Here is a 24,737-nt window from a genome sequence, read left to right on the forward strand (position 1 = left end):
GATGCGGGCCGTTTTCATTTGTTATGGTCGATATCCAGTTTGTAAAAGGTCGCCTTGCCGCCTTCTGAGGTGTAGCCGGTGTTGTCCTGGGTATAGACACCGGCCTTGAAGTACAGCGGCTTGTCGCGCCAACTGGCGCCGATGTCAGTTTTCCAGTTCATGTCCCGAGCGCTGACGCTCAGTTCACCGCCACGGCTGAGGTGGATGATGTACTTGAAGCGTTCATTGAGTTCGACACCTTCGGCTACGCGGATCACCCGCGCGGTTTTGTCGTCGAAGCGCTGACGCACCTTGGCGACGATCGCACCGGTCTGCAGCCGTTCCTTGTACTGGTATTCGACCTTGAGCATCGGTCGGGTGCTGTCCTTGGCGTGGATCTGGCCGATCACGATCTTGCCGCTGGAAGGAACCTGATTGACGGTCAGGGTCGCGCGCAGATAGTTGTCCGCCTGGGGAAATAGCCAGTTGTGCGGGGTGCCATCGGACCAGGTTTCACGCAGTTCACTGCGCGGGAACTTGGCATTGGCGGTCTTGGTGCCGGTCACTGGCGACCAGAAGAAGATATGTTCGCTGTGGGACTCGAAGTATTTACCGTCGTAACCGCGTTTGAGTTCTGAGGTTTCGACAGTTTTGGGGGGCGAACCCACCGGTATGCTGAGGTTCCATGAACCGAGATCGATCATCCGGGTTATTCCGCAAGTTGTTGTTATCTCCCGGAAAAAATTACTCAGGAGACGCGCAGCGTTTTTATACGGATATATACCTTGGTTGTTAATCGCTAATTGGAATGAAAAATGGAATCAATCTGCTGGCAACGGGTCTGTGAAGCACGAGTCTAGAGGGCTTCGGCGGATATACCGTTAGTCGGCTGGAAATGACTTTTGTAATGGCAATCCGCTTGCTTGCTTACCCTTTTGCCGAGACCGGTCTACAGTGAAGTCACTTTGCCGACTGCCAGCTGGCGTCGGGTATTGGGACCAAGAGATTCGAAAAGAGAAGTTGCATGGAACGCGCTCAAGATAATTCCAATGATAGCGCTTCGGTCTTATTGGTCGTCGATGACTATCCTGAAAACCTCGTGACAATGCGCGCGGTGCTGCAACGCGCCGACTGGTGCATCGTGACAGCCAGTTCAGGGTTCGAAGCACTGAATGTATTGCTTGAGCGCGAAGTTGATCTGGTGCTGCTGGATGTGCAGATGCCCGGCATGGACGGCTTCGAGGTGGCGCGGCTGATGCGTGGCAGCCAGCGAACCCGTCTGACCCCGATCATTTTCCTGACCGCCAACGAACAATCCCAGGAAGCCGTACACAAGGGCTATGCCAGCGGCGCCACCGATTATCTGTTCAAGCCGTTTGACCCCAATGTCCTCAAGCCCAAGGTTCAGGCGCTGCTGGAGCAGCAGCGCAATCGTCGCGCCTTGCAAAAGCTGACCCATGAACTGGACGCCGCCCGGGCATTCAACGAGTCGGTGCTGTCCAACGTGGCAGAAGGCATCGTGGTGGTTGACGAAGCCGGGGTGATTCGCTTCGTCAATCCGGCAATCTGCCGTTTGCTCGATGCCAGCGAGCAGCAACTTAGTGGCTCTTCATTGCTCGACCATGTCTGCGAGCCGCAGTCCGGGCATTGGCTGGAGTCGGGTTTTCATACCTACTACCGCCGCAACGAAACCTGGCGGGTGCACGATGCAACCCTGCTGACCCGCACTGGCGGCCATCTGCCGGTGACGTTCTCGTGTGCGCCGCTGCCCTCCGAGCAGGCCGGCATGGTGCTGAGCGTTCTCGACATGTCGGTAGAGCGCGACCTGTACCGGCAACTGGAGCAACAGGCGGTCACTGATGCGCTGACCGGGTTGCTCAACCGCCGCGGCCTTTACAAGGCTGTGGAGAACATGTTGCAGCGTAACGAACGGACGCATCGTTGCCTGGCCGTGTTGTACCTGGATCTTGATGGGTTCAAGCGTATCAACGACTCGCTCGGCCATCAGGCCGGCGATCAGGTATTGCTTTGGGTGGCCGGGCAGCTGCGTGAGTGCATGCGTCCTTACGATGTGCTGGCGCGCATTGGTGGTGACGAATTCGCTGTAGTAATAGAAGGTCTGGAACACCCCGAACAGGCAGCCAAGGTCGCGGAAAAACTCATCGAACGGGTATCGGTGCGTCGGCATGTCGATGGTATCGACGCCACGCTGGGGGTGAGCATCGGGATCGCGACCCATCCGGCCTGTGGCAGTAACCTTGATGAGTTGCTGCGGGTGGCCGATACCGCCATGTATGAAGCCAAGCGTGCCGGGCGCCAGCAATACCGTTTCTACGACCAGAACATGAATGGCCGTGCCCGGTCGCGGCTCATGCTTGAAGAAAGTGTGCGTAACGCTATCGAAGACCGCCAGTTCTCGGTGCTTTATCAGCCGCAGGTGCATGTCGCGGACGGTCGTTTACGAGGGTTTGAATCCATTCTGCACTGGCAGCATCCGGTGGTTGGCGACGTGCCACGGGATCTGTTCATGCCATTGCTGGAGGAAACCCGGCTGATCAACCGTCTCGGTGACTGGATGTTCGATCAGAGTGCCGAGCAGCGCCGCGCCTGGGGCCCGCTGTTCGACGCTGATCTGGTGGTGAGTGTCAGCATCGGCCCCGCGCAGTTCTGTCTGCCCAACCTGGCGGCGCAGCTGCAGGCGGCGATGCAGCGCCACGGGATCAATGCCGGGCAGATCGAAGTGGAAATCTGCGAGCGCTCGCTGCTGCATAACCTCGCCCACAGCCGCAAGCAATTGGGCCAGTTACATGATATTGGCGTGCGCGTGGCTCTGGACGATTTTGGGGTGGGCGACTGTTCGCTGTTGCACCTGCGCAATCTGGAACTCGACACCCTCAAGCTCGACCGGCACTTTATCGCCACCTTGCTGGACTCGCCGCGAGACGCGGCAATGGCACACAGCATCATCGAGCTGGCGCGCAACCTTGGCATTCTGGTCATGGCCGACGGTGTCACGACCCAGGCGCAACTGCACTGGCTGAGCGAAAACGGCTGCCAATTGGTGCAAGGCCCGTTGCTGGGTGCGCCGATGGGCGTCGAACAGGCTGGTCAGTTGCCCCGTCAGACGAGCCTTGCTGCGTTGCGCGTGCGTTGAGTGGTGTAGACTGCAGCGCTCGATCCGCTACCGCTATTTTGTGATGACCAGCAGTCCTCAGCCGCCACTCAAGTACCTGCAAGCCTACCCTGCGACCCTGCAGGATCAGGTGCGTCAGATGATTGCCCGACAGCAGTTGGGCGACTACCTGCAGCAGCGCTATCCAGGCCGGCACGCTATTCAGAGCGACAAAGCGCTGTATGCCTATGCGCTGGAGCTGAAAAACCAGCACCTGCGCAATGCCCCGCCGATCGACAAGGTGCTGTTCGACAACCGTCTGGACCTGACCCATCGGGCGCTGGGCCTGCATACCACGGTGTCACGGGTGCAGGGCGGCAAGCTCAAGGCCAAGAAGGAAATCCGCGTAGCCTCGCTGTTCAAGGAAGCGGCCCCTCAGTTTCTGGACATGATCGTGGTCCATGAGTTGGCGCACTTCAAAGAGTCCGAGCACAACAAGGCGTTCTACAAGCTTTGTGAGCACATGCTGCCCGGTTACCACCAACTGGAATTCGACCTGCGCGTCTATCTGACCTGGCGCGATCTGCAGGCCGGCTGAGACGAGAACCCGGCATGGACGTGAGCAAGACCAAAAGCAGCTTCTACCGGCGCCTTTACGTGGCCTGGCTGATTGACAGTGGCCAGGCTTGCAGCGTGCCGGCCCTGACCGAAGCCACCGGCATGCCCCGGCGTACCGCGCAGGACACGATTGCGGCGCTGGCCGATCTGGACATCGTTTGCGAGTTCGAACAGCGCGACGGTGCCCGGCACCAGGCCGGTGATTATCGTATTCATGATTGGGGGGCGATTGACCCGCGCTGGATCGAGCGCAATCTGGCGGCCATCAAGCGGGTGCTGGGTTATCCGTAGCGGTTATTCCAGGTCGCGGCGCATGCCGATATGCGCGATACCGTCTTCCAGATACACCTCGCCCACGGCATTGAAACCATAGCGGCTGTAGTAGCCCTGCAGATGGGCCTGCGCCGATAGATAAATGGGTTGGTCCGGCCATTTGCGCTCGGCCTGTTCCAGGGCCTGGACCATCAACTCATGGCCCAGCCCCTTGTTGCGGATCGCAGGCGCCGTCACCACCCGGCCAATGGTCACATCGCCGCCCTGCTGGATCGGGTCCAGCAAGCGCAGATACGCCACCAGTTGGCCTTCCTGCCAGCCCATCACATGGCAGGTGTCACCGATCAGGTCCATGCCGTCCACATCCAGATAGGCACACTGCTGCTCGACGACGAACACCTCGGCACGCAGGCGCAGCAGCGAATAAAGCTGCTCTATGCTCAAGTCGGTATGGTGTTTGCAGATCCATTTGATAGACATGTCGCTGACTCGGAGAAAAACCTGAACAGGATTCTAAACCCATCGGACGGTATTCCCAATAAAACCCTCTGCCACCCGCTGTCTGGCGCGTTGTGTGGCGCAGGGTAAAGGGTGCTTGCCTGTTTCACTGTGAGTGGATCGGTAGCATCTGCACAGCTGACGCGGGCGTCGCATCGAACAGTGATGAGTGGATTGGAAGCGTTATGGACGACAGGCCCCTTCAGGTATCGCGCATGCGGCGATGGATTCGAATCATGGGAGTGGCGGGGCTGCTGTTGATAAGCGGGGCCAACGCCGCCGAACGTCTGCGACTGGTGGCTGACCCTTGGGCGCCATTCACTGACGTCAATTTGCCCAATGGCGGTCTGGCCACCGATATTGTCAGCACTGCGCTGGCCCGGGCGGGTTATGTCACCAGTTACGATCAGGTGCCTTGGGCCCGAGCCATACTCGGGCTTGGCGAGGGTCGCTACGATGTCCTGATCAATGCCTGGTACACCGAAGAGCGCACGCGTATAGGCCACTTTTCAGGCGAGTATCTGCTCAACCGGGTCCGTTTTCTCAAGCGCCGGGACGCACCGTTCGACAGTTGGACACCCACGATGCTGCATCGCTATCAGGTCGGTGTGGTACGCGGTTATGCCTATTCGCCGGGGTTTGATGCCGACGCCCAGGTGCGCAAGGTGCAGGTCCAGAACTTCTCGATCGCGGCGCGGATGCTAGCGGCCGGGCGCATCGATTTGATTCTCGAAGACGAATACGTCGCCCGCAATCACCTGGCGCTGGAAGAGCCCGAGGTCCGTGATGCGCTGGAGTTTCTGGCCCAGCCGCTGAGTGAAAACAGCCTGCACATCCTGGTCAGCCTCAAACGCCCCGATCATGCTCGTGTCGTGGAGCGCTTCGATGCGGCGATTGCCGCGATGAAGGCCGACGGCAGCTATTACGAACTGTTGCGCCGGCACGGCTTCTGATCGGCGCTCAGAGGGTGTTTACAAAATAGGCGAACGAAGGCAAGACAAGGCGAAATCGAACGAAAAAGCGCTGTGTACAGTAAGTACATGAGCATTTTGACCGGGCTGGCGATCCAGGCCGATTTCAACGCCGTATTGCCGAGTGCAGCCATTTTGTAGAGATCCTCTCAGGCCGGCTCCGGCTGCTTGACCAGGTGCGCGGCCAAGGTGCGTAGCGGCGCCAGTTGCCGGCAAATCAGCGCCAGTTGGGTCTGTACCAGACGCTGGCTTTCTTCCAGTTCATCGGTGACTTGCTCAAGCTCATTGGCCAGCGCTTCTTCAGCGTCGCTCTGTACGGCGACCGGCTGACGTTCGGCCAGGCAGCGGGCAATGTCTTCGATGCTGGCTGCCAGGGTTGCACCGGCGCCATCGATCAGGTGCTCATGGACCGTCGGCGGCAACTGGGTATCGCGGTGCGCACCCAGGCCCGACAGGTAACTGAGCAAGGTGTGCGACAGCACCAGAAAGCGAAAGCCCACATCGGCTTCCTTACGAAAATGCCCAGGTTCCTTGAGCATGTTGGCCAGCGTGGTGGACAGCGCCGCGTCGGCGTTGTGGGCGTTACGTCGGGCCAGGCGATAGGCCAGGTCGTCGCTCTTGCCCTTGGCGTATTGCTGCATGATCTGGCGCAGGTAGACGCTGTTGCAGGCCAGGGTATTGGCCAACACCTTGTTCAGCCGCCGGCCCTGCCAGTCAGGCAGGAACAGGAACACCGCCAGGCCCGCAATCAGGCTGCCGAGCAGGGTATCGAACAGGCGTGGCAACAGCAGCCCGTAACCGTCGCCGACCTGGTTGAAGCAGAACAGCACCATCACCGTAATGGCGGCGGTCGACAGGGTATAGCGGGTGGTGCGATTGACGAAGAACACCACGCCGGCCAGTACCGCGCACATCGATTGCAGGATCGGACTGGTGACCAGGCCGAACAGCGCCCATCCCGCGACCAGGCCAATGGCGGTGCCGATGATCCGCTGGCCCAGCTTGATCCGCGTGGCGCCATAGCTGGGCTGGCAGACAAAGACCGTGGTCAGGATGATCCAGTAGCCGTTGGCCGGATGAATCAGATGCACCATGGCGTAGCCGACCGACAGCGCCAGGGGCAGGCGCAGTGCATGGCGAAACAGCAATGAGGTGGGGGTCATCTGCAGGCGCAGGCGGTTCCAGACATCCTTGAGGTTGCGCGGTGAGCGGTCCAGCAGGCTGCTGTCGCTGGCATCGGCCAGGGCGTCGGGGTTGCTGGCGTCACTGATCAGGCGGTCCAGGGTTTCCAGGTTGGCAGCCAGCGCCCGCAGCGAGCGCAGCAGGCTGCGCCAGGCCGGGTTGCTTTGCAGGCGCAGGTGCTCCAGCGAGGCGCGCAGGTCTTCCATGGCCTCGGCAAAGTTGGCGTCATAGATAAACGGCTGGCGCATCTGGATCGATTCGGACAGCGCCTGGCAGGCCGAGCCTTGCTGGCGTAGCAGGCGCTGGCAGCGAAACAGCACGTCGCTGTGAAAGAACGCGTCGGTCAGCGCGTTGTAGGGGTAGTGCGACGAGCTGGCGCGCTCGTGGATGTCCTGGGCGATGAAGTACAGCTTCAGGTAGCGGCTGACCTTGGAGCCGGGCCGGTTGCTGCCGACCCGGTGCAGGATGATCTCTTTGGTGGCATTGAGTGCGGCGACGACCTTGCCGTTCTGCTGCGCCAGCTCCAGGCGCCGGGCCTCGATATCCAGGCCGCGAATCGGTTCGAACAGGCTCGACTTGAGCTTCAGGTACAGGCCCAGCTCGCGAAACAGCCGGGCCAGCGCCTGCTGGACCGGCTGGTTGGAGAACAACAACTGCCAGAGCACCGACAGCAAACCGTACCAGGCCGCGCCGGCCACCAGCAGCATCGGTTCGTGCCAGAAGTCCAGCACCTCGCCGCCGCGCTGATCGACGCCGATCATGGTGTACACCGACAGGATCAAGGTGCCGTAGGCAATCGCGCCATAGCGCTCGCCAAGGGCGCCGAGCATGGTCAGGCAGAAGCTGGCCAGCGCCAGGGCAATGGCAAAGATCCATGGGTAGGGAAACAGCAGCTCGACGGCCAGCGCGGCGATGCTGAAGCACACCAGCGTCACGGCCAGGGCGTTGAGCCGGCCCTGCCAGTTATCGTCGGTCTCGGCCAGGGCGCAGGCGATGATTCCCAGAAACAGCGGAATCAACAGGCCCATCTCATTCTGATACCAGCACAGCGCCATGCTGCCGGTCAGGGCGATAAACACCCGGATGCTATAGGCAAACTTGTCCTGCGCCCACAGGCGGCGGAAGGTATGACTCAGGGATTTCGATGCCATGAATGCGCTGACAGCCTTTTTCGCGAGTGCAGATGGATATTTACAGCGCCGCAGGCAAGCTGTACATCCGCATTAGCAAAAAATATTCCGGTTGGTTAGGTTGCGACCGGGCTGCGACACCGTGTCACACATACTGCGCTGCCGCGTAACCGGACGCCCAGGCCCACTGGAAATTGAACCCGCCCAAGTGGCCGGTCACGTCCAGCACTTCGCCGATGAAGTACAGCCCTGGCGATTTCAGCGACTCCATGGTCTTGGATGACACTTCGCGGGTGTCGATACCGCCCAGCGTCACTTCCGCCGTGCGATAGCCCTCGGTGCCGGCCGGCACCACTTGCCAGTCCGCCAGTTTTTCGGCGATCGCGGCCAACTCGGCGTGGGGGTACTGCTTCATCGGTCTGGAGCTGAACCAGTGATCGGCCAGCAGGTTGGCCATTTTCTTGGTGAACACCTCGCCCAGCAGGGTTTTCAGCTCGCTATTGGGGCGTTCGGCTTGTTGCTGCTTGAGCCATTCATGGGCATCGCGGTCGGGCAGCAGGTTGATGTGTACCGTGTCGCCAGGTAGCCAGAACGAGGAAATCTGCAGCACTGCCGGGCCGCTCAGGCCGCGATGGGTGAACAGTATGTTTTCGCGAAAGCTGACATCGTTGCAGCTGACCAGGCAATCGACGGAGGTGCCGGACAACTCGCTGCACAGGGCCTTGAGCTGATCGGTGATAGTAAATGGCACCAGGCCGGCACGGGTCGGCAGCAACGTGTGGCCGAACTGCTCACCGACCTGATAACCGAAGCCGGTGGCGCCCAGGGTCGGAATCGACAGGCCGCCGGTGGCGATGACCAGTGAGGCGCAGTCCAGGCGTCCGAGGCTGGTCTGCAACCGATAGCCTGTGTCGGTCTTGTCGATCTTCTGCACGGCGGTGTCCATGTGCAGGCTGGCACCGGCCTGCTGGCATTCATGCAGAAGCATTTCCAGAATGTCGCTGGACTTGTTGTCGCAAAACAGCTGGCCGAGCTTTTTCTCGTGGTATGGCACGCCGTTGCGCAGCACCATGTCGATGAAATCCCACTGCGTGTAGCGCGCCAGTGCCGACTTGCAGAAGTGCGGGTTGTGCGACAGAAAGTTGGAGGGCTCGGTGTACATGTTGGTGAAATTGCAGCGCCCGCCACCGGACATCAGAATCTTCTTGCCCGGTTTATTGGCATGGTCGATGACCATCACCCGCCGTCCGCGAGCTGCGGCAGTCAGGGCGCACATCAGGCCGGCGGCGCCGGCGCCGATGATTACAACGTCAGTAACGGACAACGAAAGATCCTCGTGAATAGATGGGCAGACGCCGTTGCAGCAGACCTGTCCCGGCTTTTGTGGGAGGGGCCGGCCGGCGCCCCGGTCTGCCCGCGACAGGGTGTGAGCAGTCGCCAGCAGAGCTGCCTCCCACAAGTCGATGGCCAGAGGTTGCGGTGCGATCAGATGATTCGCACGCGCAGCGATTTGCCCTTGATTTTGCCTTTGTTGAGGCGATCGAGCGCCTGCTGGGCGACGGCGTGCTCAACGGCGACATACGACTGGAAGTCGAAAATCGCGATCTTGCCGACCTGTTTACCCGCAATGCCCGCGTCGCCGGTCAGGGCGCCAAGAATGTCGCCAGGGCGCAGTTTGTCCTTGCGGCCCGAGGCAATGCACAGAGTGGTCATCGCCGGTTGCAGGCGTGCGCCGCCCTTGGTGGTCAGGGCGTCGTACTGTTGCCAGTTCAGTGGCGTCTTTTGCAGCGATTCGATGGCTCGCGCACGAGCACTTTCCGGCGGTGCAACCAGGCTGATAGCCACGCCTTTTTCGCCTGCGCGGCCGGTACGCCCGACCCGGTGCACGTGGATTTCCGAATCGCGGGCCAGCTCGACGTTGATCACCATGTCCAGCGCATCGATATCCAGGCCGCGTGCCGCCACATCGGTGGCCACCAGCACCGAGGTGCTGCGGTTGGCGAACATCGCCAGCACCTGATCACGGTCGCGTTGTTCCAGATCACCGTGCAGCGCCACGGCCGACATGCCCTTGGCAGTCAGATGGTCGACCACTTCCTGGACCTGCTGCTTGGTGAAGCAGAAGGCCACACAGGAGGCCGGCTGGAAGTGATTGAGCACCCGCACCACCGCCTCAAGACGTTGCTCGGGGGCGATCTCGTAGAAAATCTGCTGGATCTGGCTGTCGGCGTGCAGGGTCTGGACCTTGACGATCTGCGGCTCACGCATGAACTGCGCGGCCAGTTGCTTGATGCCGGCCGGGTAGGTCGCCGAGAACAGCAGGGTCTGGCGGCGCTCAGGGGTGTGTTCGACGATCTCGGTAATGGCTTCGATAAAGCCCATGTCGAGCATCCGGTCGGCTTCATCGAGCACCAGGGTGTTGACGCCGTCGAGCACCAGCGAGCCTTTGCGCAAGTGCTGCTGAATGCGTCCGGGCGTGCCGACGATGATGTGTGCGCCGTGCTCCAGCGAGCCAATCTGCGGACCGAACGGTACGCCGCCACACAGGGTCAGCACCTTGATATTGTCTTCGGCGCGGGCCAGGCGACGAATCTCCTTGGCCACCTGATCGGCGAGTTCGCGGGTCGGGCACATGACCAGTGCCTGACAGCCGAAAAAGCGCGGGTTGATCGGTTTGAGCAGGCCGATGCCGAAGGCCGCGGTCTTGCCGCTGCCGGTCTGGGCCTGGGCGATCAGGTCCAGACCCTTGAGAATCACCGGCAGACCCTGCGCCTGGATCGGCGTCATCTCGGCATAGCCCAGCGACTCCAGGTTGGCCAGCATGGCGGCAGACAGCGGCAAGGTATTGAAAGCGGTTTGTGTCACGACGGCAGGACCTGCAAAACAAAAATGTCGCGCAGTGTAGCAAATCACGAGGTCGCGTAGGAGCGGCTTCAGCCGCGAAGGGCTGTCCTACGCCTTGCGCCCCGGAAGCTGCAGGAAGATCCCCGCCGCCAGCATCGACATCACCCCGACACTGAGAAAGGTCAGCTGGAACGCACCCAGCACGCTGTTGGCCTCGCCACCACTCACGTCGCTGCTGAACCCGCCCAGCAGTGCGGCTGCGCAGGCCACACCCAGGCTCAGGGCCAGTTGCGCGACCACTGACAACAGGCTGTTGCCGCTGGCCGCGCTGGCATCGTCCAGGTCGATCAGGGTCACGGTATTCATCGCCGTGAACTGCAGCGAGTTGACCGCCCCGAGCAACGCCAGATGCACCAGCAATACCCAGTACGGGGTCTGCGCATCCACCAGCGCCAGGCTGGCCAGCAGTATGCCCAGCAACAGCGTGTTGCCGGTGAGGATGATCCGGTAGCCCAGCGCGTCGATCAGCCAGCGCGCGATGGTCTTGGCGAACATTCCTGCGGCCGCCAGTGGCAGCATGCTCATCCCGGCCTGGGACGGCGAATAGCCCAGCGCGACTTGCAGCAGCAAAGGAATCAGAAACGGCAGGGCGCCGCTGCCCAGACGAGCGAACAGATTGCCGAGGATCCCCACCGCGAAGGTCCGGGTGCGAAACAGTGTCGGCGAGAACAGCGGTGCCTCGACGTGCCCGGCGCGCAGCCAGTAAGCGGCCAGACAACCCATGCCGGCAAACAGCAACAGCACCACCCGCATGTGTGGCAAATGCAGCTCGCCCAGCCCTTCCATGGCGGCGGTGATCAGCAGCATGGCGGCGCCGAACAACAGGAAACCCACCGTATCGAAGCGCGTACGCCCGCCGCCGGGGATGTCCGGGATGTAATGCTTGACCGCATAGCAGCCGAGGATGCCCACCGGAATGTTGAGCAGGAAGATCCAGTGCCAGCTCATGTACTCGACCATCCAGCCGCCCAGGGTCGGTCCCAATAGCGGACCGAGCAGGGCCGGGACGGTGATGAAGCCCATGATCCGCACCAGCTCCGAGCGCGGGTAGGCACGCAGCACGATCAGCCGGCCGATCGGTAGCATCAGCGCGCCGCCCAGGCCCTGAATGATCCGCGCCCCGACCAGCATGTCCAGGGTCCATGACACGGCGCAGAGCAGCGAGCCAATGCTGAACAACAGGATCGCGCTGAAGAAGATGCGCCTGATACCAAAGCGGTCAGCGATCCAGCCCGAGGCGGGAATCAGCAGCGCGATGGTCAGCATGTAGGCGATCACCACCGACTGCATGCGCAGTGGGTCTTCCTTCAGTGACTGGGCCATGGACGGCAATGCGGTGTTGAGAATGGTGCCGTCCAGGCTTTGCATGAAGAAGGCGATGGCGATCACCCACGGCATCCAGCGCAGGGTCTTTTCATCCAGAACAGGTGTCGATGTGCTCATGCGCTCCTTACAGCGTCAGGGTCAGGCGTTTGATCAAGGCGCCGGGCAAGCGGGTCGAGGATGTCTGGCGCTGCTCATAGGTGCTGGTCGACAGAATCAGCTCGCGTTCCCGGGTCAGGGCTTCTAGCTGATCGCCCAGCATGCTGTAGGCGCTGTCGTCGAAGCGCATGGTATTGACCGGTGCACTGATCCGACCGTCCTCGACCCAGAAGGTTGCGAAGCGGGTCATGCCGGTCATGCGCGCAGCGGGCTGGTCGGAGAAGTTCAGGTACCAGAGGTTGCCGATGTACAGGCCGGTGCCGAGCTGCTGAAGGATCTCTTCCTGGGCCAGCTCGCCAGCCGCCATGCTCAGCGCGCTGGGCCATTCGCCGCCGTTGGCGCCGTTGGCAGGCAATTGGTATTCGGCGGCGCTACTGGAGTCCACCAGGCGCTCGCCGGCCTGGCCGGCGCTGATCAGGCCCAGGTCGCGGCGCGGGTAGCCTTCGCCGGAGAATGCTGGCGACAGCGAGCCGCTGACGTGTTCATCCAGGCTCACCAGTGGGCTGAGGCGCGCCTCGCCGTCGTACAGGCGTTGCAGCGGGCTTTGTTTGCTGGCGATGGCCTGTGCCGAGAAGCCACCCCAGGCCAGCATGCTCATGATTTCGTCCAATGCGGCGGGCGCCAGATAGGCGCGGTATTGTCCGGGCGCCAAGGTGATTGCCGGCAGGCCCAGATACTGCAATTGCTCGCGAGCCTGTTCGAACTGGCGGACGAAGGCTGCGCTGTCCCAATGCAGCCCGGCATAGTTGGCTTTTACCGCCTGGCCGTTGGCATGGAACAGGCTCCAGTCGAAGTTGAAGCTGTTGGCCTGATGCCAGCCCAGGGCGCCCCAGGAACTGGCAAAGCCGCGGTAGATGGGGCCGGCGGCATAGATGCCGACCAGATCCAGGCCACGGGCCATTTCGCTGATCTGCGCCACTACGCTGCTGCTCTCTGGCAACGGCGTGGTTTGCCAGCTCTCGGTACTCCAGGCTTCGGTATTGGGCAGCAGGTACGGGTCGACAGGTAGCAGTGGCAAGGTTTCGCGCAACTGGCGCAGCGCCTGTTCCAGACGCAGACGGTCCTCTGTCGGGTCGTCAGCCAGGGTCAGGCTGAGGTCGGCATGGCGACCGTCGTGGATCAGTTTGAGGCTGACGCTGGCCTGTTGCACGTGCCCGGCCTGACGCACCTGGCCGTGATTGAAACGGATGAAGTCCGACGCCTCGGCGTCATAGCTCAGGGTGAACTGCTCAGCGCTCTCGCAACCGGCCTTGAGCACGGCCACCAGGGCTTCGAATTGTGCTTGGCGGTCCATCAGGCGTCTCCTCCGAATACATCTACATCACTGAATACGCAGGCCGGTGAAGCATGACCAACCCGCACCACCTGATTGGGTTCGCCCTTGCCGCAATTGGGCGTGCCCAGCACCTCGAAAGTACTGGCGTCGCCCACCGCACTGAGATTGCGCCAAAACTGTGCGGACACGGCCCGGTAGTTGGGGTTCTTGACCACGCCCTTGAGCTGACCGTTTTCGATCAGTTGCCCCCATTCGCAGCCGAACTGGAATTTGTTGCGAGCGTCATCGATGGACCAGGAGCGGTTGTTGGACATCAAGATGCCGTGTTCGATACCGCCGATCAGGCTGTCCAGCGATTGATCGCCCGGCTCGATATTCAGGTTGGCCATACGATCGATGGGCGCGCGGTTCCAGTTACAGGCGCGGCTGTTGGCCACCCCCGGCAGGCCACTGCGCTGTTGCGACAAGGCGCCGCCCAGTGGCCGCTCCAGCAGACCGTTGCGAATCAGGTAGTGCTTGCTGGCCGGTGTGCCGTCGTCGTCATGGCTGTAGCTGGCCAGTTGCTCGGGTATTTCCGGGTCAAAGGTCACGTTGAGCAGGCTGGAGCCATACTGCAGGGTGCCGAAATCCGACGCCTTGACGAAGCTGGTGCCAGCGTAATTACGCTCATCACCGAGGATGCGGTCCAGTTCCAGCGGATGACCGATCGACTCGTGGATCTGCAGAATCATCTGGTCGGGCATCAGTAGCAGGTCCCGTGCACCACTGGGGGTGTTGGGCGCCAGCACCAGTTGCAAGGCTTGGTCGGCCACCCGTGGGGCTGCGCCGGGCAAGCCGCAACGCTGGATGATTTCGGCGCCGCCCTGCTGGCCGAAGTTGCTGCCGCCCAGGCTGCGGGTCTGGCTGTCGTGGCCGTCCCATGCAGTGACGCTCAGGCCCGGATAAACAAAGCGCTGGGCCTGACGCAGCTGCGCGCCGGCGCTGTTGAGGTAGATCTGCTCCAGGGTTTCCAGGCCCAGACTGGCTCGCCAGTCGACCAGACGCTGGTCTTTGGGCACGCTGGCCGATTCGTCGAGCAGCAGTTGCAGGGCGTCGCCCAGCGCGGGAAACGCCTGGTCCAGATGTGGCGACAGGTAATCGGCCTGGGCACTGGAGACCGGTTGTGCGCTGAGGTCGAGCAGCGCATGCGGCGCCAACTGGCGGGCCAGCGCTTCGGCGCGCTCCAGCGCCGCCTGCAAACCCTGTTGTGACAGGTCGTGGGTTGCCGCGTAGGTTTCCACGCCCGCCAGGCGTACGGTAATCATTGCCCCCTCGTCCTGACCCAGCGACAACGGCTGGGCGACGTTGCGGCGTACCGAAAGGTATTGATGGGTACGCCGTACGTGGCGAACGGAAAAGAACGACGCTTCACTGCGCAACGCCGCGAAGCGCTGCTTGAGGATGGCGTGGAAGTCGAACATGCGGCGCAGGCTCCGTTAAAGGCGTTTTGCTTCTATATGGCCAGATTAACCCGGCCCATCCACAGAGGCGAGCCTGCTAGCTATTACACAACACTCGGTGCGCTGCCTTTGCTTTTGATCTTCGAGCCGAGATGGCACAGACGACGCCGATCGCGACTTGGGCGCTGGCCGAGGGTAGGCGTCGATTCGGGGGAGAAATCAGCATGGATGCTGATTTCAGGCGCGCTGGGCAGGACGCCCATCGCGCCAGCCCCCGAATTGATGCCGGACGGAGGGAAGTTCGCCCGCAGTCCAGACAACCGCGGCGAAGGATTCTCCATCACCCGAAAGAGCACCACATAGATTGAGCCCTGGCTCAGGCGCCCGCCACTTTGCCCAATTGCATATCCAGATAATCAAACGCGATGCGCTGCGCCTGCTCGGTATCGAACCCATCACCCGACAGCGCGCCGCGCAGCCACAGGCCATCGATCAGGGCTGCCAGGCCGCGGGCGGCGCTGCGTGCCTGATCGACAGGCAGGGCACGGCGGAACTGCCAGCACAGATTGGAGTACAGACGATGGTCGTTGATGCGTTGCAGGCGATGCAGCGAGGTGTGGTGCATGCTGGTGGCCCAGAACGCCAGCCAGGTTTTCATCGCCGGGCCATTGACCTGGCTGACGTCGAAGTTGCCTTCAACAATGACCCGCAGGTGTGCTCTGGGGCTATCGTCGACAAGGGCCTGGCGACGCGCCGCCGTGTTGGCGCTCAGAGCGTTCATCAGATGGCGCATGGTGGCCTCGATCAGGCCATTCTTGTCTTTGAAATAGTGGCTGATGATGCCGTTGGAGACACCGGCCAGACGCGCGATCAAGGCGATGCTGGCGTCGCCCATGCCGACCTGATCAATCGCGGCCAATGTGGCCTGGATCAGTTGTTGGCGACGGATGGGTTGCATACCGACCTTGGGCATGGGGCGGGGTCTCCTGGTTCACAGTGACGAAACGGCCCCGCAGTCTAGTTATTTTTCTCCGGTCGATAAATCATTAAAAATAGTAGGGATATGAAAAAAGCCGCGAACTCCGAGGAATTCGCGGCTGATTTCAGGCTATTTGCAACTCATTCTCAGCTGTTATGCCCAGCGCACGGTGCACAGGGCAGGTGGGCATCAGCCGTGGTTTTTGCCCAGCAAGGCGTGATACAGCTCGGTGTCGCCGAGAATCCCCACCACCCGGTTACCGTCCTGCAGGACCAGCTTGTTGCCGGTCTGGTAACGAATCTGCAGCGCGTCACGCATGCCGATGTTGGAGTCCACCAGGGTCGGGATACGCTGCAGGTCCGCGACGTTCTGACCAGGCTGCCAGTTCTGTACCGAAATCGGTGCGGCGCCCTGACGTACGCCTTTGATCACATTGCCTTCGGCCAGATCAATCCAGGAATCGCCACCCGGATCCAGGCATACCGAGCCATTGATCCGCTTGCAGTTGTCCAGGGTGCGCATCAGGCTGCGCCCGCACAGCACGTTGAGCGGGTTGGTGTGGGCAACGAAATTGCGCACATATTCGTCGGCCGGGTTGAGGACGATTTCTTCCGGCACGCTGTACTGGATGATCCGCCCGTCTTTCATGATTGCGATGCGGCTGCCCAGTTTCAGCGCTTCGTCCAGGTCGTGGCTGACGAAGACAATGGTTTTGCTCAGCTTGCTTTGCAGGCTCAGCAGTTCATCCTGCAGGCCCTGGCGAATCAACGGGTCGAGGGCCGAGAAGGGTTCGTCCATCAACAGAATGTCGGCGTCCATTGCCAGTGCACGGGCCAGGCCGACACGTTGCTGCATGCCGCCAGACAACTCATCGGGCTTCTTGTTGCGCCATTGGGTCAGGCCCACCAGTTCGAGTTTCTCATCGACCAGTTTGCGCCGCTCCTTTTCCGGTCGTCCCTGCATTTCCAGGCCGAAGCTGATGTTCTCGCGCACAGTCAGCCAGGGCATCAGGGCAAACTTCTGGAACACCATGGCGATACGCTTGGTGCGCATCATCTTCAACTCGGCTTCGGTGCAGTTGGCAATGTCGATTTTCGAGCCTTCGTGCTCCACCAGCAGCGAGCCGCGGCTGACCGTGTTCAGGCCATTGATGCAGCGCAGCAGGCTGGATTTGCCCGAGCCGGACAGGCCCATCAAGACGCAGATCTCGCCCTTGTTGATATCCAGGTTGGCCTTTTCGACGCCGACGATCTGACCCAGCTCCTGGAGGATTTCGCCGCGCGTCTTGCCCTGGTCCAGCAGCTTGAGTGCGGCACGTGGGTCCTTGTTGAAAATAACGTCCACGTTTTCGAATTTGATGATGCTCATGCGTCGGCTCCCACCTTGGCTTCAGGCTGTTTGCAGATACGATCGAGCATGATGGCCAGCAATACGATCGCAAGGCCCGCTTCGAAGCCAACCGCGATATCGGCAGTGTTCAGTGCGTTGACCACAGGTTTGCCCAAGCCGTCGGCGCCTACCAGGGCGGCGATCACCACCATCGACAGCGACAACATGATGCATTGGGTGATACCGGCGGCGATGCTCGGCATGGCATAGGGCAGTTCGATACGGGTCAGCAACTGGCGACGCGAAGAGCCGAAGGCCTTGCCGGCGTCGAGCAGTTCCTGAGGGACGTCGCGAATCCCCAGGTAAGTCAGGCGCACCGGTGCGGCAATCGCAAACACCACCGTAGAGATCAGACCGGGTACCACGCCCAGGCCGAACAGGGTCAGGGTCGGGATCAGATAGACGAAGGTTGGCACGGTCTGCATCAGGTCGAGAATCGGCCGGATGCAGGTATAGAACCAGGGCTTGTGCGCGGCAATGATGCCCAGCGGCACGCCGATGATCACGCACACCAGGGTGGCGAACAGCACCTGGGCCAGGGTTTCCAGCGTTTCTTGCCAATAGTGCAGGTTGAGAATCAGCAGGAACGACAGAATCACGAAGACGGTCAGGCCCCACTTGCGCTGGATGAAGTGGGTCAGGGCGGCGATCAGGCCGATCAGTACGTAAGGGTTGAACCAGGCCAGGGAGAACGTCAGGCCGTGGATCATCAGTTCAAGGCTGGAGGCAATGGCGTCGAAGTAATTGGCGCCATGGCGAATCAGCCAGTCGACAAAGGCGGAAATATACTCGCCCAGGGGGAGCTTGTGATCGGTCAACATGATATCGGGTGTCCGCTTGCGGGTGCCTTTGAAAATGACCGGCGTTGCCACTGCCAGGGATTTTCAGAAGCACCTTTACGTGAAGATTGAATGCGGCAGGCCCGGAGAGCCTGTGCTCTGGGTACTACTGGGTCAGCTTGGCCCTGGCGGCTTCCAGGCCCGGTTTGCCGTCGACGGTGGTAACGCCGGACAGCCAGGTGTCGAGCACCTGCGGGTTGGCTTTCAGCCACTGCCTGGCGGCAGCGTCAGGTTTTATCTTCTCGTCCAGCACCTTACCCATCAGGGTGCTCTCCATGTCCAGCGTGAACGATAGATTCTTGAGCAATTGGCCCACGTTGCTGCATTGCTCCGTGTAGCCCTTGCGCGTGTTGGTATAGATGGTTGCCTGGCCGAAGTTGGGGCCGAAGAAGTCGTCGCCGCCGGTCAGGTACTGAATCTTGAAGCGGGTGTTCATCGGGTGTGGTTCCCAGCCGAGGAACACCACGTCGCCGCCTCTGCGGTTGGAGCGGTCGACCTGCGACAGCATGCCGGCCTCGCTCGACTCGACCACCTTGAAACCGGCGTCTTTCAGGCCGAAGGCATTCTTGTCGATCATGCTCTGGATCAGGCGGTTGCCATCGTTGCCCGGTTCGATGCCGTAGATCTTGCCGCCCAGTTCGTCTTTGAATTTGACGATGTCGGAGAAGTCTTTGAGGCCCTTGTCATACAGCGATTGCGGCACCGCGAGGGTGTATTTGGCGTTTTCCAGGTTGGCCCGGACGGTTTCGACGGTGCCGGCTTCGCGGTAGGCCTTGATGTCGTTTTCCATGGTCGGCATCCAGTTGCCGAGGAACACGTCCATGTTCTTGCCTTCGGCCAGCGACTTGTAGGTCACCGGCACCGAGATCATGGTGGTCTTGGTCTTGTAGCCAAGTGCTTCAAGCACCTCACTGGTGACGGCGGTGGTCACCGTGATGTCGGTCCAGCCGACGTCGGAGAAGTTGACGGTATGACATGCCTGGGGTTCTGCAGCGTGGGCCAGCATCGGCAAACCGAGGGTGGCGACCAACAGCAACGACGTTGAACCTTTCATGGGTGAGCTCCTGTGATCTTTTTCTCATCGTCGTCCCGTCTGCGGGGATGACGTGGCTTCTTTGGGCGCAGGCTTCTTGAGAAAGCCCATCACGGTGCCTTGCGATCGAGTCGGGTCGATCATCTACCAGCAAAAAACAAACGCCTACAGGGGGCGTCGTAACCAGTGCGGGAGGGGTCGCATCCAGTGTGTGCGACGTCGTTTCCAGTTTCTTTGGCGCTGCCCGGGCCTCTTGCGGATACCTGAAAGCGCCTGACAGCCTCGGTTTTCAAGCTCTATTGCGGGGCTTTCAGGTGGCGGCGTTGCTGAGCATGAGTGCGTCGGTGTGGGACGGCGTGCAATGGCTGAAAAGGCTGATGATTTGGCCATAACAGCGAACTGCAGTGGCTGGTGTACGCCAAATCGGCAACAGATCCAGCGTAGCAGCTACGCCTATAAAAGCGCCCCGGCGCTAAAAAGACCTGATGATGGAGCTTGGCGACAATGGCAATCAGCGTGTTTGACCTGTTCAAGATCGGCGTGGGACCTTCCAGTTCGCATACAGTAGGGCCGATGCGCGCCGCCGCGCTGTTCGTCCAGGGTTTGCGTGACAGCGGCAAGCTGGAGAGCATCGAACGCATCGAAGTGCGCCTGTACGGTTCGTTGTCAGCCACCGGTGTCGGCCACGGCAGTGATAATGCGGTGATTCTCGGCCTGATGGGCCAGTGGCCGGATGCTATCGACCCGGCAATGATCGGCCCGGCCATCGACACCCTGAAAAGCACCGATACGCTGATGCTCGATAGCCGCCTGCCGATCTCGTTCGTGTGGTCGCGGGACATGCTGCTGCTCGACGAGAACCTGCCGTTTCACCCCAACGCCATGACCCTGATTGCCGAAGGCCGGGGCGGCGAGATCTATCAGGACACCTACTACTCCATCGGTGGCGGTTTCGTGGTCGACCAGGTTCAGGCCGACAGCGGCGAGATGGACGGTGACCGCACCGAGCAGCCCTACGAATTTTCCAGTGCCCGGGAACTGCTGCAGTTGTGCCGCCAGCACGGTCTGCGGGTGTCCGAGCTGATGATGGCCAATGAAAAAGTCTGGCGCAGTGAGGCTGAAATTCGCGCCGGAATCATGAAACTGTGGGCCGCCATGCAAGAGTGCGTGGATAACGGCCTCAAGCACGACGGCATTCTGCCCGGCGGCCTCAATGTGCGCCGCCGGGCGGCAAAGCTGCACAAGAGTCTGCAGGAGCTGGGCAAGCCCAATGTGATCGGCTCGACCCTCAACGCCATGGAGTGGGTCAATCTGTTCGCCCTGGCGGTCAACGAGGAGAACGCCGCCGGTGGGCGGATGGTCACCGCACCGACCAACGGCGCGGCCGGCATTATCCCGGCGGTGCTGCATTACTTCGTCAAGTTCAGCCCGGACGTCAATCAGAGCAATGTGGTGGATTACTTCCTCGGTGCGGCGGCCGTAGGCATCCTGTGTAAAAAGAACGCCTCGATCTCCGGTGCCGAAGTCGGCTGCCAGGGCGTGCCGATGTGTTGGGCGCCACACCTGAGCAACTGTGCAACGCCGCAGAAATCGGCCTGGAGCACAACCTGGGCCTGACCTGTGATCCGGTCGGCGGTCTGGTGCAGGTGCCGTGCATCGAGCGCAATGCCATCGCTGCGGTAAAGGCCATCAATGCCGCACAGATGGCGCTGCGCGGTGACGGCGAGCACTTTATCTCTCTGGATCGGGTGATCCGCACCATGCGTGACACCGGCGCGGACATGCACGACAAATACAAAGAGACCTCGCGCGGCGGCCTGGCGGTCAGTGCCGTCGAGTGTTAACCGCAGCTTCGATCGATCGGGGCCTGTTTCACGGATCAATCCGCTCCTGCGCAGGGCCGTAGGAGGGGCTTGAGCCCCGACGCATCAGCGGCGCGCCGGCTCTGCTCGCTTTTGGCCCAGGGCGTCGCAATGACGCCTTGTTTCAGCGCAAAAAGACCTTCCAGAGTGTGCGGGTAGTGACACTTGTCAAAGCCCCACTGTTTCTTGCCTTGTCCGAGTGCTACCGAATTGCTCAGTGGTTCCAGGTGATTTGCGAGCCTGTCGCATTTGAATATGCAGGTCGCTGTCGTGGTTACGCTTAGCGACGTCGCTTTTGGGTTTTTTGTCGTTCACAGACAAATTCAGGCATGGGAATTGCGATGCATTTGGTACAGCCCTGCAATGCGTAGGGCAATAAGAATGAGAGCCTCCAGTGAGGCCACCTACCGCTCAAGTGCGAGGAGATTCCGTGATGACTTCGTTCAATGCCGGGGCAGCCCCCCAGAACCGCGCTCCACAGTCCATCGGCTTTTTGTTGCTCGATAATTTCACGCTTATTTCCCTCGCGTCGGCGGTCGAGCCGCTGCGCATGGCCAACCAGCTGTCGGGTCGCGAGCTGTATCGCTGGACCACCCTGAGCCTGGATGGCAGCCAGGTATGGGCCAGCGACGGCTTGCAGATCACTCCCGATGCGGCGATGCACAAGGCACCGGCCCTCGATACCGTGATCGTCTGCGGCGGTGTCGGCATCCAGCGCACCGTAACCCGTGAGCACGTCAGCTGGCTGCAATCCCAGGCCCGTCAGTCGCGGCGGTTGGGTGCGGTGTGTACCGGCAGCTGGGCGCTGGCTTGCGCCGGCCTGCTCGATGGCTTCGATTGCAGCGTGCACTGGGAATGTCTGGCCGCGATGCAGGAGGCTTTTCCGCGGGTGACCATGAGTACCCGCTTGTTCACCCTGGACCGTAACCGCTTCACCAGCTCCGGTGGCACCGCGCCGCTGGACATGATGCTGCACCTGATCAGCCGTGATCACGGTCGCGAACTGTCGGCGGCGATCTCGGAAATGTTCGTCTACGAGCGCATCCGTAACGAGCAGGACCACCAACGCGTGCCGCTCAAGCACATGCTCGGCACCAACCAGCCCAAATTGCAGGAAATCGTCGCGCTGATGGAGGCCAACCTTGAAGAGCCTATCGACCTCGACGAGCTGGCGGTGTACGTGTCGGTGTCGCGCCGGCAACTGGAGCGGCTGTTCCAGAAGTACCTGCACTGTTCGCCATCACGCTACTACCTCAAGCTGCGCCTGATCCGTGCCCGGCAACTGCTCAAGCAGACGCCGATGTCGATCATCGAAGTGGCTTCGGTGTGCGGGTTTGTCTCGACGCCGCACTTTTCCAAGTGCTATCGCGAGTACTTCGGCATTCCGCCACGCGATGAGCGGGTAGGTTCCAACACTGCCCAGCAGGTTTCCATGCTGCCGATCCCGCAGGCCATGGTCCTGGCGCCGCTGTCCGGGCCGATGTCGGCGCTCAACCAGGCGCGCAACGAGTCGACCTTCGCCAGCGTGCGTATCTGACAATCGTCCCCGGTTGCGTCAGGCAACCGGGGGCGATGTCGGTCAGTCAGGCGTGGTTTTGTTTGTAAGCCACCAGCGCCGGCAGCAACTGTTGATCAATGGCCTGGCGCACCGCCGGCAGGATGGTCGCACTGCCGGCCAGCATGCTTTCAACCAGTTTGCGCAACGCGATCGCGCGGTCATCGGTAAGGCCGCGCACTGCCTGGGCACAGGCCTGCTCCGGGGTCGCCCCTGAGGGCGTTTCAAAGCCCAGCGCCCTGAGTTTGCCGATCAGGTCGTCCTGGTCAATCAGGTCTGCGTGCATCATGGCGTTGTTCCTTCGACAGGGTGGTAACTGATTCTGGTAGGCCTTCACAGCCTGGGCAAGGGCTTGTAGAGGTGATGGCAGGATTACCTAAGAACAGGTCGTTTTCGGCTAACTCCTGTTTCAGTAGCCAGAGCAGACTGAAAGCCTTCGACGTGTACTGCGCAAGGGCTTGGTCACCCGATGTCACGTTCGGTCCCCGGTTTTGTGACGGCTTTACCGGGGTTTTTCATGTCTGGTGTAAACTGGGCGGCCTTCCAGGAGCTGCCATGAATTATCGTCACGCCTTCCATGCCGGCAACCATGCCGACGTCTTGAAACACATTGTTCTCACCCGGCTGATTGCGCTGATGTCGCGCAAGGAGCAGCCGTTCGCCTACATCGACACCCATGCCGGGATCGGTCTGTATGACCTGCAGGGCGATGAAGCGACCCGCACCGGTGAGTGGGTCGAAGGCATCGGCCGCTTGTGGGAGGCCACTGACCTGCCTGCGGCCGCGGCCGGTTATATGGATGTATTGCGGCACATGAACCGCAAGACCGGCGAACTGCGCTACTACCCAGGTTCGCCTGAGCTGGCGCGGCGCCTGAGCCGTGAGCAGGACCGCGTATTGCTCAATGAAAAGCACCCCGATGACGGTGCGCTGCTTAAAGACAACATGAAGTTCGACCGCCGCGTGGCGGTGCATCTGGGCGAGGGCTGGCACGTGCCACGTGCGTTGCTGCCGGTGCAGGAAAAGCGCGCAGTGATGCTCATCGACCCGCCGTTCGAGCAACTCGATGAACTCAAGCGCTGCAGCGTAGCGCTCAAAGAGGCCATCGGGCGCATGCGTCAGACCGTTGCGACCATCTGGTACCCGATCAAGGACCCGCGTCAGCTCAAACGTTTTTATCAGGACCTGGCTGAAACCGGCGCGCCCAAGCTGCTGCGCGTGGAACTCTACGTCCACCCCCTGGAAACCCCGGCCAGCCTCAACGGCTCCGGGCTGGCCATCGCCAACCCGCCGTGGGGGCTTGAAGAAGAACTGCGCGAGTTGCTGCCCTACCTGGCCGAAAAGCTGGGCCAGACCCAGGGCGGCTGGAAAATGGATTGGTTGATCGCGGAGTAGGACCGGCCGGCGATCCGCTTTGGCCGGGAAGGCTTCCCGGCTAAAGCCGGTCCTACGGGGGCCCGTGTTTGCTGCGCGGCAGCGCGACGCCAAGGCGACGGGCGATCTCCTGCGTCGCTCCTGCTGCAAGCTTAGGCTGGCAGGCACACCCCGGTGCCGCCAATCCCGCAATAGCCCTGCGGGTTCTTCGCCAGGTACTGCTGGTGGTAGCCTTCGGCGAAGTACAGGGGCGGCGCCTCGGCGATTTCGGTGGTGATCTCACCCAGGCCAGCCTTGGTCAGCTCGGTCTGGTAACGCGCTTTGCTGTCCAGGGCTTGCTGCAGTTGTTCGGGTTTGGTGCAGTAGATGACCGAGCGGTACTGGGTACCAATGTCATTGCCCTGACGCATGCCTTGGGTCGGGTTATGCAGTTCCCAGAACATCTTCAGCAGGGCTTCATAGCTGACCTTCGCCGGCTCGTAGACGACCAGGACGATTTCGGTATGCCCGGTCAGGCCCGAGCAGACTTCTTCGTAAGTCGGGTTGGGGGTGAAGCCGCCGGCGTAACCCACCACGGTGCTGACCACTCCCGGGGTCTGCCAGAAGCGCCGCTCTGCGCCCCAGAAACAGCCCAGGCCAAAGATCGCGAACTCGACCTCTTCGAAGAACGGGCCGAGCAGCGGCGTATCATGGACGAAATGCTTCTCGGGGAGCTGGATATGGCTATCGCGGCCCGGCAGGGCTTGTTCGGCGGTAGGCAAGACGTTCTTGTTTACCAGGATTTCCGAGCGCAGGGTCATGAGCAAGTCCTCTGAATAGGCAGGCTGGCGCACGTAAACAGC

Annotated in this window: 20 protein-coding genes and 1 pseudogene; 7 read left to right on the forward strand and 14 right to left on the reverse strand. The window is 61.3% G+C overall.

The window, feature by feature from the left end; genetic code table 11:
* Positions 1–14: 14 nt before the first annotated feature.
* Entirely contained in the window at positions 15–683 is a 669-nt protein-coding gene (locus tag NJC38_RS10695) for a polysaccharide lyase family 7 protein (RefSeq protein ID WP_045486650.1), read from the reverse strand.
* A 320-nt stretch (positions 684–1,003) separates the two neighbouring features.
* Between NJC38_RS10695 and NJC38_RS10700 the strand changes: the two genes are divergently transcribed.
* From NJC38_RS10700 to NJC38_RS10710, 3 genes are read left to right on the forward strand one after another with little or no spacing between them, the layout of a single operon-like run.
* Entirely contained in the window at positions 1,004–3,133 is a 2,130-nt protein-coding gene (locus NJC38_RS10700) for an EAL domain-containing protein (RefSeq protein ID WP_253114362.1), read from the forward strand.
* A 43-nt stretch (positions 3,134–3,176) separates the two neighbouring features.
* On the forward strand, positions 3,177–3,689 hold the full coding sequence (locus NJC38_RS10705) for a M48 family metallopeptidase (protein WP_045486654.1): 513 nt from the start codon (positions 3,177–3,179) through the stop codon (positions 3,687–3,689).
* Positions 3,690–3,703: 14 nt separating this feature from the next.
* Entirely contained in the window at positions 3,704–4,000 is a 297-nt protein-coding gene (locus NJC38_RS10710; RefSeq protein ID WP_253114364.1) for a helix-turn-helix domain-containing protein, read from the forward strand.
* A 3-nt stretch (positions 4,001–4,003) separates the two neighbouring features.
* Here the strand turns inward: NJC38_RS10710 and NJC38_RS10715 are convergent, their stop codons facing one another.
* On the reverse strand, positions 4,004–4,462 hold the full coding sequence (locus tag NJC38_RS10715) for a GNAT family N-acetyltransferase (RefSeq protein WP_253114370.1): 459 nt from the start codon (positions 4,460–4,462) through the stop codon (positions 4,004–4,006).
* 233 nt (positions 4,463–4,695) lie between these two features.
* On the opposite strand from NJC38_RS10715, the gene NJC38_RS10720 reads away from it, so the two are divergent.
* A complete protein-coding gene (locus NJC38_RS10720; protein ID WP_253114380.1) occupies positions 4,696–5,433 on the forward strand; it encodes a transporter substrate-binding domain-containing protein in 738 nt (245 codons plus the stop codon).
* A 167-nt stretch (positions 5,434–5,600) separates the two neighbouring features.
* Here NJC38_RS10720 and yccS read toward each other — a convergent pair whose 3' ends face one another.
* The 10 genes from yccS to NJC38_RS10770 form a co-directional block, all read right to left on the reverse strand.
* On the reverse strand, positions 5,601–7,784 hold the full coding sequence (yccS, locus tag NJC38_RS10725) for a YccS family putative transporter (protein WP_045486666.1): 2,184 nt from the start codon (positions 7,782–7,784) through the stop codon (positions 5,601–5,603).
* 124 nt (positions 7,785–7,908) lie between these two features.
* On the reverse strand, positions 7,909–9,087 hold the full coding sequence (locus NJC38_RS10730) for an NAD(P)/FAD-dependent oxidoreductase (protein WP_084709939.1): 1,179 nt from the start codon (positions 9,085–9,087) through the stop codon (positions 7,909–7,911).
* A gap of 161 nt (positions 9,088–9,248) precedes the next feature.
* Positions 9,249–10,628, reverse strand: coding sequence for an ATP-dependent RNA helicase DbpA (gene dbpA, locus NJC38_RS10735; protein ID WP_045486668.1), 1,380 nt, complete (start codon positions 10,626–10,628; stop codon positions 9,249–9,251).
* An 87-nt stretch (positions 10,629–10,715) separates the two neighbouring features.
* On the reverse strand, positions 10,716–12,110 hold the full coding sequence (gene mdtD / locus NJC38_RS10740; RefSeq protein ID WP_253114383.1) for a multidrug transporter subunit MdtD: 1,395 nt from the start codon (positions 12,108–12,110) through the stop codon (positions 10,716–10,718).
* 7 nt (positions 12,111–12,117) lie between these two features.
* Positions 12,118–13,443, reverse strand: a complete 1,326-nt coding sequence (locus NJC38_RS10745) for a TldD/PmbA family protein (RefSeq protein ID WP_253114386.1) — start codon at positions 13,441–13,443, stop codon at positions 12,118–12,120.
* On the reverse strand, positions 13,443–14,885 hold the full coding sequence (locus tag NJC38_RS10750; protein ID WP_253114388.1) for a TldD/PmbA family protein: 1,443 nt from the start codon (positions 14,883–14,885) through the stop codon (positions 13,443–13,445). The genes NJC38_RS10745 and NJC38_RS10750 overlap by 1 nt, the downstream gene beginning before the upstream one ends.
* A gap of 355 nt (positions 14,886–15,240) precedes the next feature.
* Complete coding sequence (gene betI, locus NJC38_RS10755) at positions 15,241–15,837, reverse strand: transcriptional regulator BetI (protein ID WP_253114392.1); 597 nt, start codon at positions 15,835–15,837, stop codon at positions 15,241–15,243.
* Between the two features lie 195 nt (positions 15,838–16,032).
* Positions 16,033–17,211, reverse strand: coding sequence for a choline ABC transporter ATP-binding protein (gene choV / locus NJC38_RS10760; protein WP_045486681.1), 1,179 nt, complete (start codon positions 17,209–17,211; stop codon positions 16,033–16,035).
* On the reverse strand, positions 17,208–18,056 hold the full coding sequence (gene choW / locus NJC38_RS10765; RefSeq protein ID WP_253114746.1) for a choline ABC transporter permease subunit: 849 nt from the start codon (positions 18,054–18,056) through the stop codon (positions 17,208–17,210). The genes choV and choW overlap by 4 nt, the downstream gene beginning before the upstream one ends.
* Positions 18,057–18,177: 121 nt before the next feature.
* Entirely contained in the window at positions 18,178–19,125 is a 948-nt protein-coding gene (locus NJC38_RS10770; protein WP_045486684.1) for a choline ABC transporter substrate-binding protein, read from the reverse strand.
* A gap of 483 nt (positions 19,126–19,608) precedes the next feature.
* Between NJC38_RS10770 and NJC38_RS10775 the strand changes: the two are divergent.
* A pseudogene (locus tag NJC38_RS10775) lies at positions 19,609–20,948 on the forward strand (L-serine ammonia-lyase).
* A gap of 451 nt (positions 20,949–21,399) precedes the next feature.
* On the forward strand, positions 21,400–22,503 hold the full coding sequence (locus tag NJC38_RS10780; protein ID WP_045486690.1) for a GlxA family transcriptional regulator: 1,104 nt from the start codon (positions 21,400–21,402) through the stop codon (positions 22,501–22,503).
* A gap of 46 nt (positions 22,504–22,549) precedes the next feature.
* Here the strand turns inward: NJC38_RS10780 and NJC38_RS10785 are convergent, their stop codons facing one another.
* A complete protein-coding gene (locus NJC38_RS10785) occupies positions 22,550–22,810 on the reverse strand; it encodes a hypothetical protein (protein ID WP_253114395.1) in 261 nt (86 codons plus the stop codon).
* A gap of 266 nt (positions 22,811–23,076) precedes the next feature.
* On the opposite strand from NJC38_RS10785, the gene rlmJ reads away from it, so the two are divergent.
* A complete protein-coding gene (rlmJ, locus tag NJC38_RS10790) occupies positions 23,077–23,916 on the forward strand; it encodes a 23S rRNA (adenine(2030)-N(6))-methyltransferase RlmJ (RefSeq protein ID WP_253114405.1) in 840 nt (279 codons plus the stop codon).
* Positions 23,917–24,047: 131 nt separating this feature from the next.
* Here the strand turns inward: rlmJ and msrA are convergent, their stop codons facing one another.
* Complete coding sequence (gene msrA / locus NJC38_RS10795; protein ID WP_253114411.1) at positions 24,048–24,695, reverse strand: peptide-methionine (S)-S-oxide reductase MsrA; 648 nt, start codon at positions 24,693–24,695, stop codon at positions 24,048–24,050.
* Positions 24,696–24,737: the final 42 nt, after the last annotated feature.

Source organism: Pseudomonas sp. 21LCFQ010, assembly GCF_024129905.1.
Lineage (GTDB): Bacteria > Pseudomonadota > Gammaproteobacteria > Pseudomonadales > Pseudomonadaceae > Aquipseudomonas.